We start from the raw sequence: 13,172 nt of genomic DNA on the forward strand, positions 1-13,172 counted from the left end.
AGGATAAAAATATTCATTTAAACCATTTCGACCGCTATGAATCTTTGCAAGGTTTTGCATGCAGAGATAAGTTGATGTATGAGAAAATTGTGCTTGTAATAACTCATAAGGAGATTTCTCATGGCTCTTATTTCTTTACGTCAACTTCTCGATCATGCAGCTGAAAACAGTTATGGAGTGGCTGCCTTTAATGTTAACAATCTTGAACAAGTTCAAGCAATTATGGAAGCTGCAAAAGAGACAAATAGCCCTGTAATTTTGCAAGCGAGCCGCGGCGCTCGAAATTATACGAATGATATCTTTCTTCGTCACCTTATTCTAGGAGCAGTTGAACTTTATCCAGAAATTCCAGTGGTCATGCACCAAGATCATGGAAACAGCATGCAAACATGTTTATCAGCAATTCGCAACGGCTTTACGAGCGTTATGATGGATGGAAGTCTAAAAGAAGATGCTAAAACTCCTGCAGATTTTGACTACAATGTTAAAATCACTGCAGATGTTGTGCGCATTGCACATGCAATGGGCATTTCAGTTGAAGGTGAACTTGGTTGTTTAGGTTCCCTAGAAACAGGTAAAGGCGAAAAAGAAGATGGCCATGGTTTTGAAGGAACACTCTCAAAAGAGCAACTCTTAACAGATCCAAATGAAGCAGCACAATTTGTTGAATTGACAAAAGTAGATGCCCTTGCCATTGCAATTGGCACAAGCCACGGTGCATACAAATTCACCAAAAAACCCGATGGCAAGACACTCGCTATCGATCGCATTCGCGAAATCCACAAACGCCTCCCAAACACTCACCTCGTGATGCATGGTTCAAGCTCCGTACCACAGGATCTGCAAGCTGAATTCCGTAAATACGGTGGAGAAATGAAAGAAACTTGGGGAGTGCCTGTTGAAGAAATTCAAGAAGGTATTCGTAATGGTGTGCGTAAAATCAATGTGGACACAGACAATCGTTTAGCAATGACGGCTGCAATTCGCAAAGTTCTTTCGACAAATCCATCTGAATTTGACTTGAGAAAACTTCTTGTGCCAGCTCGTGACGCAATGAGAAAAATAGTTGCTCAACGCATGGTAGAATTTGGCCAAGCAGGTCAAGCTTCTAAAATAAAAGCTATCCCACTTGACTCAATGGCAAAACGTTATGTCTAACAACGACAACACCCCACTCGAACCCTTTCTTTTGAGCGAAGAAAAACCTGTATTTCAATGCAGTATTCTTCGCGTCAAAGAAAGCTTAGCACAAACGACTGACAAAGCTCATTCGCTTAAAGTTTATACCTTGGATTGTGCGAATTGGGTGAATGTTGTCCCTGTGACTGCTGCAGGGCAGGTTGTATTGGTCGAACAGCACCGCTTTGGCACAAATACCTTCACGATAGAAGTTCCTGGTGGTGCAGTCGAAAGAAATGAAAAAGATGTTACCATTGCGGCTCTAAGAGAACTTGAAGAAGAAACCGGACTCACATCACAACGGTTGCTCTCTCTTCCTGGTTATTCGCCGAATGCGGCTATTCAAAGCAACAGGGTGACTTATTTTATTGCTTTTGATGTTATGCCGCTCGCAAAACCTTCAGAGCACAACGATCCTTTTGAAAAGATAAAATTGCATCTTGTGGATTTTCAAGAAGCCTTGCAAATGGCACGCACGGGACAAATTACCAATGTTCTATCAGCATTTGCCCTACTTTTAGCTGAGCCTTATTTAAATGCAAAATTTAGGCAACCTCAGTGATTTCTGTGCGGCGAATGACTGTGACTCTAATTTGCCCTGGAAACTCGACTTCAGATTCTAATTTCTTAGCAATTCCCTCAGCTAGTCCAGAGATATCTTTTTGTTTTACTTTGTTATTATCAACGAAAACATGCACTTCACGTCCGGCATGCATAATAGCAGATCCTGTAACACCTTGTTCTTGGAAGCTATTGACTACACCTGAAATTCCATCAATACGTCTGTGATAGCCTTCTTCCATATCGACCCGTGCGCCTGGTCTAGCTCCGGACATAGCATCTGCTGCTTTTAAAATATAAGCGTATGGAGTTTCTACGATTTTATCGTCATGGTGCGCGAGCACTGTGTCAACGACTTCTTCGGACTCGCCAAAACGCGTAGCATAATCACCGCTGATAACCGCATGGCTCCCTTCGATTTTATAGTCGAGAGCTTTACCGATATCATGCAATATTCCGGCTCTTTTAGCGATAATAGGATTCACACCTACTTCTTCCGCAATCATACCAGCCAAGCGAGCCACTTCGATAGAATGATAATATTGATTTTGTCTATGGCTTGTTCTGTAATTCAAGGAACCAATTAATTTTAAAATTTCAGGATGGATATTCGGTGTAATACCGAGATGTTTTATGGCTTCTTCACCAATTTTTGCTACATGTCTATCAATTGTTCTTTTATGTTTATCAAAAATAGGTCTGATTCTGTCTTCATTAAAAATATCTTTCGCAACCATTTCTTCAAGGGTCAGGCGAATAACTTCTTTATCGACGCCAGAACCACCTGAAATTTTGAGCATAGAAGGAAGCTCGTCGTTGATCGTTAAAACACTGATAGTAGAGTCGGTATTTGTAATGAGAGAAGAAATAATGGGCGACTCTTCATGAAAATATTTTTGCAAGAGATCTTTAGAGCTAACTTGGACAATAAAGGATGATTTTGGCCAAATAAAATTGGGTTGGTAGCGCAAATAAACAGAATTCAAGGAGTTACGGGCAAACTTTTGTGCGTCCACTTTTAGAGTTTCATTGTTGTCCATTAACCAACGTGTAATCCCGAGTTTTTCACTATTTATGAGATCAAGGCGCATATCATGAAACAGTTCGGATTTATTTCTGCCAATCTTATGCTCGAGTTGAATTAAAAGATTTTTTTGTAAATCAACGTTCAAATGAGCTTTTACATCGAGATCTTCTTTGACTTTATCAATCTGTAGTTTTTTTTGATTGTTGAGTTCTTCTTTTTTTTCAATCTCGTTAGCCAATTTATCGACTTCAGATTGCTTTTCGTTCAATTCTTGTTCAAAGTTTTCTTGCATACCAATCACAAGCTCATGTTCACTTTCAAGGCGACTGGCCTCAACTTGGTATTGCTCGCGGGTTGCTAAAAGTGCTTCTTCGAGGATCATATTGCGTTGCGCTTCAGCACTTTTTAAGATTGCGTCCATATTCTCTTTTACAGGTATTTCACCAAGGCTTGTCAGTGAGCGAATAGCAAATAATTTAGCGAGAACCACCCCGCCGATTAACCCAATAAGAGCACCGATAAGGGTGAAGACAGACCAATGCATTTTGAAGCCTTTATAACCAGATTAAATTTGTTGTTTAGATGGAATCGTATAATGTACATCGATTCATCAGAACCCCACACAGGGAACCCATTCGTTCAAGCTATCATGAATGGGGAAAGAGAGAAACCACAAAGAATTCGGAGGTCAGTTTTTTATGTCGGAACATATGCCCACTCAGCAATTCCTAGAGTCTCTTATTCAAGAAGCTGGTTCAATCACTTTAAAATTCTTTCAAAAAAATTTTTCAATCCAAGAAAAATCGGACAATCAAGGGATAGTGACTGACGCAGATATTGCTTCGGAGAATTTTATAAAGAAGAAAATTCATGAAAAATTTAAAACCCATACCATTCTAGCGGAAGAAAGTGGTCTTGAAAAATTCACTCAAGAAAACAGTGAAAAAGAGCAAGCAATTTGGATAATTGATCCTCTCGATGGAACAACAAATTTTTCTAAAGGCAACCCGTATTATTGTATTTCTATTGCGTTTGGCCATATAGTTGAAGGAGTATTTCAAGCAAAATTGGCAGGAATTTATCAGCCAACCACCCAGAGCTTATTTATCGCAGAGAAAAACAAGGGTACTTTTCTTAACAAACAAAAATTATTTTTAAATGATTTACAAAATTTTAAATTGGCGAGCATTGCGACAGGATTTAGTTCAAATAAAGATAAAGATCTTATTCAGGTCGTAAATACAATTGGGGCTATCCAAAACAAATCCCTCGGATTACGCATAAATGGTGCGGCAGCACTCGACTTAGCATTGACTGCGAAGGGTATTTTTCAAGGATTTTATGAAATACCACTTGCTCCCTGGGATATGGCAGCAGGAGCATTGATTGTAACAGAAGCAGGAGGTGTTGTCTCAAATTTTGCTGGCAAGGAATTTTGCCCTCTACGTGATAAAGGAATAATTGCAGCAAATAAACAAATACATCCTGAACTCTTATCTTTAATACAAAATTATTATTCTAATTAGAAAGATGCATATAATTTAGCAAAATAAAATATATAACCGTACCAATAATCATACTTGTTAAAACTGATCTCATAACTAAATAAACTAAAATACACGCTACACATGCAATCCATCCGTTCATTAAATATTGAGTATCAAACTCCTTTAATGAATCAATAGAATACAAAGTCAAAATAGCCATTAAGCAAACGGGGAGTTGCTTTCCAGTTTGAATAAGTGTCGGCGTGTTTAATTTTTTAAAAAATATAAATGGAATAATTCTTGTTGAATATGTCACTAATGCCATTACAATAATGGCAAAAATGATATAAGTATTATTATTGTTCCAAGACATTCTTTTTCTCCATTATATTTTCTTTGTAATTTTTAACGAGTAATATAAAAAAACTGACAAGCATACTAAAAAAGAGATGCTCTTTAATTTCTAAGTATCTAAAAAATAGATAAGATAAAACACCAACAATTAATGAAAAATGATCGCGTGTAAATTTATATGCATCAACCGTAAGAATAGCAAAGAGTGTGACTAAAGAAAAAAATAAAAAATTAAAATTAACCCCGTTAAGATAATTATGTAGAAAAATCCCTAAAAATGTACCTAATACCCAATAAATATGACAAAAAATAATAATATAAAATTCATACCATTTATCATGATATTTTTTTGCACAAATAATTGCATATGATTCATCGGTCAAACCAAAAATAAGATACCCTTTTAAATATTTATTGAATTGTAATTTTTCTAGAAAAGCTAAGCCATAAAAAATATGCCGCATATTTACAAGAAATGTCGCAATTGACAGACTTAACAAAGAGCCCTGATTCGCGAGAAGTGGAATAGCAATAAACTGAGCAGAACCCGCATAAACTAAAAAACTCATGAGAATAGCATAAATCCAATGCAGATCTAAACTTTGAAAGAGAACACCAAATGCCATCGCAAGCGGTATATAACCAAAAGCTGCTGCCTTGCTATCTCGAAGAGCTTCACCGAACATGTTTCCTCCTTAAAACATATCTTAAGAATTTTTAAATTCTTAATATAAATAAAATAGAATTATAAAAAGCTCAAGTTTATCATTGATTATTTAATTTTAATAATTAATTGATTTATGTTTAAGACTACCAGATGTTCTTGGATTTGGAACACCATCTGGCAATTCACCGTCTTTGTCTGGCTTTGTTTCAAGATGAGAATTATTCAAGATCTCACTTTGTGAATCTTCAAAAGCATTTTTTGAATAAATTCCTCCTGGTTCTGTGCCATCAATTACATAAATATTTATAGAATTAGGCGTATTCGAATATTCTCCAGTTTCTTTATCCACTCTTATTTCATGAATCCCAGGTGGTTTCGGATTTTCATTTTGTGGATAAACCTTCACAGCAGTAAGCATTAAACTCTTCCAAATAGGCGCTGCCATGCCAGAACCTGTACCGCCGCCTCCTAATGTTTTCGAATTGTCATCATAACCAACCCAAACGCCTGCAACGAGTTGGGCAGAAACACCCATAAACCAGGCATCGGTGTTACCATTTGTCGTTCCTGTTTTACCGCCTACGAGATGGGAAATCCCTTGAACAGGTATCCCAGTCCCTATGCGCACAACTGCTTTTAAAAGATCTAAGGTAACAAAGGCCGCTTGGGGAGAAATCATTTGCAATGATGAAGGCTCTTCTTGTCTATTCGTTACTTTGCCCGGTAAATAAGGAGCATCTTCTACCAATTGTGGATTGATAGGACTTGCATAGATTTTTTTATCTTTTGAAGAATAAATAACTTTGCCTTTTCTATCAACAACTTCTTGAATATAAAAAGCTTGAGTGAGTTTTCCTTGATTGGCAAAAATAGAGTAAGCTTGAACCATTTTAATTAAAGATGACGAGCCTGAACCAAGTGCGAGACTTAAATCTGAGGCAGGCCAATTAAAACCAAAACGATTTAATTGTTTTGATATTTTTGTCGCCCCGATGGAGTGAAATAAAAAAATACTTGGAATATTTAAACTGAATGCCATTGAATTTCTTAAAGTAACTCGTCCCGTTTCTTCTCCATCATAGTTTTCGGGCTGCCACCCATCGAAATCAATGAGTGGACTGTCTATTAAGGAAGCTGGACTAAAACCATTGTCAATTGCGTAAGAATAATAAAGTGGCTTAACGCTGCTTCCGACCTGACGCTCTGCTTGAGTGGCTCGATTAAACTGAGTTTGATTAAAATTCTCACCTCCTACCATGGCAAGAACATCGCCGGTTCGCGCATCCATGACCAAACACGCGGCTTCGATCCCAGCAGAGTCTGTCAACGTGTAGCGCGAAATTCTATTACTCACTGTAAGATTAAATTTTTTTAAATAAGTCTGCAGTTTATTTATAAACTTCCTTCCCTCGTTCACTCGCTTTGGGATATCTCTATTCACTTTTTGTACGTGAATTTCGTCACCCACTTTTAAAATATAATTTAAACTTTCTAAATCTGTTTCTTTGCTACGCCCTGCATGCAATGCCCATGAGATATCTTCAGCCAAAAGTAAACCAATGCCTTTTTGGGTGACGATGCCTACAGCACGCAATTCATCATCAATGCTTGTTACTATGGCAACATCAGTGTCTGTTTCTGTGTTTTTTTCTTTAACAGGAGAGTTGATAAGTTTTGTAATAGCATCGTTAAAATCTTCTCCATGACGCTTAATAGGACCTTTAAACCCTTTTCGGCCTTCATATTGTTTAGAAAAATTCTGTATTGCCGTTTGTGCCGCAATTTGAATTTTCGAATTTAAAGTTGTGTAAATAGATAAACCACTTGTTTCTATATTTTCGATATCAAGCTGATTTGTCAGTTGCTTTTTTACTTCAGCAACGAAATAGGGGGCAATTTTATTGTTAAGTGATTCAGCTTTGTAAACAACGATTTTATCATTAAGAGCTTTTTCATATTCTCTATGAGTGATCATGTCTTTTTTTAACATACGATCTAAAACATAAGCTTGGCGAATTTTTGCCACATCGATATTGTCTGTTGGATCATAAGTTGAAGGAGCTGGTGTGAGACCAGCTATCAATGCTGCTTCTGCAAGAGAAAGTTTAAGATTCGATTTTTTAAAATAATTTTCAGCAGCAGCTTCTACGCCATAAGCGCCATTGCCTAAATAAATAGTATTTAAATACAATTCCAGAATTTTATCTTTAGTAAAAGCTTGTTCAATTCTGCGTGCCATTAATATATCTTTTATTTTACGCGTTATTGTTCTTTCTTTTGTTAATAAAACATTTTTTGCCAGCTGTTGAGTGATTGTGCTGCCACCCTGCCTTTGATTAGAAAAGGTAATAAAATGATAAAATGCACGCAAAAAACCCTTAATATCCAGACCCTTATGACTATAAAACTCTGCATCTTCTGCAGCTATAAAGGCATTTTTAAGAAAAGGAGACATTTCACTTAACAGAACTGGGTAGCGTCTTTCCTCAAAAAGTTCTGCAATTTTAAGGCCATCTTGGCTATAAAGGACTGTCGGTAGAGCGGGTTCATAATTTGCTAATTTTTCAATGCTCGGTAAAGATTTATCTATTTTATAGATCTTATAAATAAATAAAAAAGTGAATAGAGCTAAGAAAAAAATGATTACTTTCCTTTTTCGCGTAGAAAAATAACTTATAAAGTACTTATTCTCTTTCACATGTTGAATGAGCTTATCATAATACTTTCTAAGCATCAGTTATTCCTTAATAAAGCAGTTTTTCGACGCAAAGCATGTGAAATCGTTTTACAAAGTTAAATTTCGGCAGTCAAACCCTTGAAAATGAGAAAGAACTTAAAAAAAAATATAAGCACATGTTATTACTAAATTTATATTGTAAAACCCATTATAAAAATCCTCATATCAAGTTAAAAAGAGTTCTGGCAAGCCCATACAAGTTGCAGTAAGCTGATTTCGAGGGTTAATATTGCCTTTTCTTGAGTTAACCGTAGAGGATTTTTTAAATGACAAATCAAAAAGTAGATACAGGTGAACAAGCTCATCAGCAGCACAATCATGATCATTGTAGTCATGAACATCATACAGAACATGAATGCGAAAATGATCACAGCCATGAACATGGAAAATGTAATCACCACCATGAACATGGAAAATGCAGTCACCACCATGATCACGAAGGACATTCTCACGAACCTAAAGAACGTTACAACAGATATACGTACACGGACGAAGAAATAGTCGAGTTCTCAAAAAAATCTACCGATGATTTAATTGAACTGGTAAATAGTTTTCTTACAGAAGAAATATATGGGAAAGCAGTTCCGCTCCTTGAAATTATTTTTCTAAGACTTAGCTCAGATAAAAATAATACTAATTCTGAAAACATTTTTTCCACGAAACACCATTTAGCACTTGCGTATGGAATTATCGGTGAACATAGCAAATCAATTCCACTATGGAAAGAAGTTATAAAATCCCTTGAAAAAGAAGAAGATACATCTGAAACTCTAGAAGCGTATTATAACGCTGCCCTTTCTGCAGAACAGGCTAAAAATGAAAAAGAATATGTTGTATTTATAACAAGAGGTCTGCAAATCGCAAAAGATAATAATTTTGAAGATTGGGAAGCAGCATTTGAACATGAACTTGGTATCCATAAAATGGACAAAAGTGATTTTGAAGTAGCAGAAGAAAAATTTAATCGTGCTTTATCGATTAGAACAAAGATGGAAGACGAAGAAGGAATTATTATTACTCAATATCACTTAGCGTCCCTTTATGAAGCTAAAAAAGAAATCGAGAGAGCAAAAAAACTTTATGAAGAGACATTAGCCCTAACGAAAAAAGAATGTATCCGCGAACACGTTGAACATGAAAGATCATTAATTGAAGAAAGACTTTCACTCATAAAAAATGCACAACTACAAAGTAAATTACTAAAATTCTAATTAAAAACAATTTCAAAAGAGCTTCTTAAACAAAGAGGCACTTTTTTTCACATATCTTGCCACCCATTCCTCAAAAAACATTTTATTTTTGTAATACCTAAAAAAATAGTTGCAATAAAATTTGAGATAAAATAAATATATTTTTGTAACTCACAATATTTTAATTAGCCATAGATAAGTATTAATAAAAAATTTAAAACAAATTAGAGGAGATTATAATTGAAAAAATTAATTTTATTATTTTTTATTTTAATTAGCACAAATGCAATTTTTCGAAAAAAATCTTCATATGCCGATGAAACTAAAATAACGACTGATGAAAAAGAAAAGATCGCACTCGAAATTTTTTCAGAAACAAATAATCTTTCAGACAGCTATGGGAGATTTATAGTTGTACGGGACCACAATTTATACGGGATGAATGGAATTTCTAAAAAATTCACTACTTGCCAAGCTGACTTAAAAAGATGGATAAAAAGTTGGGAAGATTTTGTTAAAAATATTCAACTGAATCATTCAAAAGAAATATATCCTTTCTCTACAACGCTACAAGATTTTTTTTCAATACAAAGTCTGCAAGCAGAAAAAATAAAAATCAATTGCAACTATGTTATAGAAAACGCAAATAAATCCCTAGAAATCATGAAAAATTCTGTACCCTATAGCAAAGTTATTCTCTCGGAATATAACTATTATTTAGGTGAAATAGAAAAATCTACAAAAAGAATTTATACAGTTTTAGAAAAATATATTTTGGACACTAAGTATTATCTAAAAAAGCTCGAAGAATTGAATATAAAATCACACAAAAGTGTATTTTCAAAAATCACAATAGAAATATATAAATTAAAGCCAGAAGATCCTATCATAATTTTAAATGATTTTTATTCGCTCATTAACGCTTCCAGAGATTTAAACCCTTCTGTTGCAAAAATTAACATGACAGAGAAAAAAATTCAAGAATATATTGAAAAATACAAATATTTTAAAGCATTAAAACTGTATGATCATATACTTTTAGATTGTGCCAAAACACATAGAGAAATATTAAATAACATAATCAACACTAAATATTTAAGCTATAAATTTGACAAGATGAGGGAGAGTTGTAGCAATACTTATAATGCTTTTATGCACTTTAAAAAGAAGTTTAAAAACAAACATGATTACATTATAAACTTTATTGAATATACAAAAAACAACACAAAAATAGATTGCAGCAATAATGTTAATATTATTCCATGCAACGAATTTTCAGTGATAAAGTCTATAAAAATAGATGAGTTAAAAAATTTTTCAGAGCAAAAATTATCCTTTATTGAATCAAAGTTAGATACAATTTTAGAGGAGTATAAACTATGAAAAAAAGCATTTTTTTAATTTACATCCAAATTGCTTATCATTATTCTGTGTTTGCAAATATAACATCCCAATGCCACGATGGGTATATCGATTATAAAAGACCTGCAATTCCGTTTGTTCCTTTTAGAATGACAGACAGCGAAACAGATAAAGAACTATCACCTGATGATATTATAACCGCAGTTGATCGCAATGCTAAAAGCTATCAAGTTACAGCAAAAGAGTTTTTTGAAAATTTAAACTCAATTGAATATGGCTTAAATCAATGGGGATACTCCCTTCGAGATTCGACTGGGAGCTATAATCTCAGCTCGCTCGATTCTTGTTTAAAACTTTTGGAAAATCAAAGAGAAGTCATTAAAAAAAATCTAATTCAAGAACCCGTAAATGAAATGCTAAAATACACTGACTGGAAAAAAAAAGTTGATCAGAAAAAAGCTGATCAGAAAAAAAAATACCCCCGCTTTACTGATCTTATTTACTACAGAGATCTTAATAAATATGATGAATACACTGCAAAAGTACAAGCTTTCGATGTCCCTCGCCCTCTCTTAAAAAAAGTTCCCATGACGGTTTTTAAAAAAAGTAAAAATTGGGCTTTCGAAAAGGGAGAAAAATCTAAATTTTTAATCGGTGGAGGAGCAGGCTACGGAGTAAAAGTAAGTCATCTCGAGGCCTCAAGCTATGCCCATATGACCATTGATGCAGCCTTGCTTAAAATATGGCATGGAAGTGTTTTGAGCGCAAAAACGAGCGCAAGCTCACCCGGAACAGGTATGGGAAGTATCAGTTTCTCAGTTAATATTTTTGGCGCGAGCTTATATGCATTTGATCGTGATTTAGATAAAAGCGTCCACTCAATCGATAGAGAGTTTTTGAATACGCCTTTGAGCTTTGAAAAAGGCACTCATTTTACTCTCGGCCCTATTCCAATACGATTGTCACTTGGTGTGCGCGGAACGAATACATTGAAATGGGGGCTCGATGCAAGACCTCTGCAATTGCAAAGTTTTCTACAGCATAATGCAGAACTCGATGCATACGCCGTCGCAGCAGTGGATATTTTAATTGCGGGCGTGGGAGTGCATGGAAGATTGTTACTCTTATCTGTTAATACGCGGATTGCCGGTAATGCTCATGTCGAATTCAATGATACACTCTATTTCAAACTCGATCTCGTGGGCAAAACAGATGTCCATTCTCTTTATGGAGATTTAAAGATAGTCGCTTACGCATATCTTCCTACATTAAAATTCTGGAATGGATTATTAGAAAAAAAAGAATGGTCAAAGCGATTGGGAGAATTCCCTGGTTATAACTACTCAGGAAATATTTTTGATTATTCTGCAACTCTTTCACCCACTGGTTTTAGCGCAAAAGGGCAACTTAGCATAGAAGATGTTAATGACTATATGCAGATTAAAAAAAGTGTAAAACGTAGAGAAGCTGTTCTTTCTCTTGCAGATATCACACAAAAAAGGGCACGAGAGACAATTAAATCTATTGAAAATGATTTCAATGGTCACAATAATAAAACCTTAATAGCTGAAGAAGATCTTTTAAAAAATAACTTTGCAAGTATAGATAAATATTTCAGTGATTATGAAAAAGAAATTAAAACATTCGATGATATTGCAGAATATTTGTAATAAAATACGGGGTTCATATTGTCCTACTTTTTAAAACTGTCCTTGCCTGTTTTTTTAATAAGGCCAATCAGTTTTTTGTACTCCTGTGTTTGCTTAAAAGATTCTACTGCATCCTGCACTTTGCTAATTAATTCTGGTGGAGTTTCTGATGTGGTCCCAATATATTTTTCTTGTATAGCAACCGGATTGCCAATAACAAAGTCTTTTTGAGTTAAGTTTTCATCTTTTGCAAGTATATCTATTGCATAAGATGCCACTATATCAATAGTGAACCATGTATCAATTCTTTTGCCAATAAGCTTTTTAAAATTTCGAATATCTATTGGATTTTCACTGATTTTATCAACATCAAGCCCATTTTCAGGTCTTACTAACATCGCTCTATATGATGAGGATGTAAGGACTCCTATCGTTGCATTTTTTGCTTCCAAAAAAGAATCAATTCTTTTACCTTTTTTCATTGTTATAAAAACAGCATGCGCTGAATATATTTTCGAAGCCCAAATAAACTTTTCTTCTCTTTCAGGAATCCGTGTCAATGGAATAATAAAAGACTTCTTATCCTTATTGTCTAAAGCTTCTTTATATGCTCTTGCCCAAGGTCGCCATTCAAGATTGATCTTAATATTTTTTGCTTTAAATGCTTTTGCAATTATTTCTCCTCCCAATCCGGCAAGTTTGCCATTAGCTGATTCTTCCACCTCTCCAATAAAACTTGGGTCTGCAAATAAAGTAATTTCAGTACAATATCCTTTTAAACAGAGAAATAAACTCAGGAAGAAAATGACACAAGAATTTTTTTGAAAATTCATAATTCTATATAAGCCCTTCTAGATGATAAATTTCATGATTTTTAAACAAAAAAACAAGACATGAAAGCATATACCTCTTAATAATCACTAAAAAATTTGATAAAAAAGAAAGAGCAAGCGAAAAAT

General features: G+C 34.6%; 11 protein-coding genes. 6 read left to right on the forward strand and 5 right to left on the reverse strand.

From position 1 onward, the window contains the following. The first annotated feature begins 120 nt into the window (after positions 1–120). Both fba and EZS29_RS10935 read left to right on the forward strand, forming a co-directional pair. Positions 121–1,158, forward strand: a complete 1,038-nt coding sequence (gene fba / locus EZS29_RS10930; protein ID WP_130610347.1) for a class II fructose-bisphosphate aldolase — start codon at positions 121–123, stop codon at positions 1,156–1,158. Then, positions 1,151–1,741, forward strand: a complete 591-nt coding sequence (locus tag EZS29_RS10935) for an NUDIX hydrolase (RefSeq protein WP_130610350.1) — start codon at positions 1,151–1,153, stop codon at positions 1,739–1,741. The genes fba and EZS29_RS10935 overlap by 8 nt, the downstream gene beginning before the upstream one ends. On the opposite strand, the gene EZS29_RS10940 is transcribed toward EZS29_RS10935, so the two are convergent. After that, positions 1,725–3,311: an HD domain-containing protein gene (locus EZS29_RS10940; protein WP_130610353.1), complete on the reverse strand. Its 1,587-nt coding sequence runs from the start codon at positions 3,309–3,311 to the stop codon at positions 1,725–1,727. The genes EZS29_RS10935 and EZS29_RS10940 overlap by 17 nt on opposite strands. 154 nt (positions 3,312–3,465) lie before the next feature. Between EZS29_RS10940 and EZS29_RS10945 the strand changes: the two genes are divergently transcribed. After that, complete coding sequence (locus EZS29_RS10945; RefSeq protein WP_172603901.1) at positions 3,466–4,293, forward strand: inositol monophosphatase family protein; 828 nt, start codon at positions 3,466–3,468, stop codon at positions 4,291–4,293. Here EZS29_RS10945 and EZS29_RS10950 read toward each other — a convergent pair. The 3 genes from EZS29_RS10950 to EZS29_RS10960 form a co-directional block, all read right to left on the reverse strand. Further along, positions 4,286–4,627 carry an AzlD domain-containing protein gene (locus EZS29_RS10950; RefSeq protein WP_130610360.1) on the reverse strand — a complete coding sequence of 114 codons (342 nt, stop codon included), beginning with the start codon at positions 4,625–4,627 and terminating at the stop codon, positions 4,286–4,288. The two genes, EZS29_RS10945 and EZS29_RS10950, sit on opposite strands and share 8 nt — an antisense overlap. After that, complete coding sequence (locus tag EZS29_RS10955) at positions 4,611–5,294, reverse strand: AzlC family ABC transporter permease (protein WP_130610363.1); 684 nt, start codon at positions 5,292–5,294, stop codon at positions 4,611–4,613. The genes EZS29_RS10950 and EZS29_RS10955 overlap by 17 nt, the downstream gene beginning before the upstream one ends. Positions 5,295–5,390: 96 nt before the next feature. Next, positions 5,391–8,009 carry a penicillin-binding protein 1A gene (locus EZS29_RS10960; protein ID WP_130610366.1) on the reverse strand — a complete coding sequence of 873 codons (2,619 nt, stop codon included), beginning with the start codon at positions 8,007–8,009 and terminating at the stop codon, positions 5,391–5,393. A 269-nt stretch (positions 8,010–8,278) separates the two neighbouring features. On the opposite strand from EZS29_RS10960, the gene EZS29_RS10965 reads away from it, so the two are divergent. The 3 genes from EZS29_RS10965 (at position 8,279) to EZS29_RS10975 (ending at position 12,234) form a co-directional block, all read left to right on the forward strand. Next, entirely contained in the window at positions 8,279–9,223 is a 945-nt protein-coding gene (locus tag EZS29_RS10965) for a tetratricopeptide repeat protein (protein WP_130610369.1), read from the forward strand. A gap of 219 nt (positions 9,224–9,442) precedes the next feature. Next, positions 9,443–10,585, forward strand: a complete 1,143-nt coding sequence (locus tag EZS29_RS10970) for a hypothetical protein (RefSeq protein ID WP_130610374.1) — start codon at positions 9,443–9,445, stop codon at positions 10,583–10,585. Continuing rightward, positions 10,582–12,234: a hypothetical protein gene (locus tag EZS29_RS10975; protein ID WP_130610377.1), complete on the forward strand. Its 1,653-nt coding sequence runs from the start codon at positions 10,582–10,584 to the stop codon at positions 12,232–12,234. The genes EZS29_RS10970 and EZS29_RS10975 overlap by 4 nt, the downstream gene beginning before the upstream one ends. 23 nt (positions 12,235–12,257) lie before the next feature. On the opposite strand, the gene EZS29_RS10980 is transcribed toward EZS29_RS10975, so the two are convergent. Further along, a complete protein-coding gene (locus tag EZS29_RS10980; protein WP_130610380.1) occupies positions 12,258–13,046 on the reverse strand; it encodes a substrate-binding periplasmic protein in 789 nt (262 codons plus the stop codon). Between the last annotated feature and the right edge of the window lie 126 nt (positions 13,047–13,172).

Source organism: Fluviispira sanaruensis, assembly GCF_004295685.1.
Taxonomy (GTDB): domain Bacteria; phylum Bdellovibrionota_B; class Oligoflexia; order Silvanigrellales; family Silvanigrellaceae; genus Silvanigrella; species Silvanigrella sanaruensis.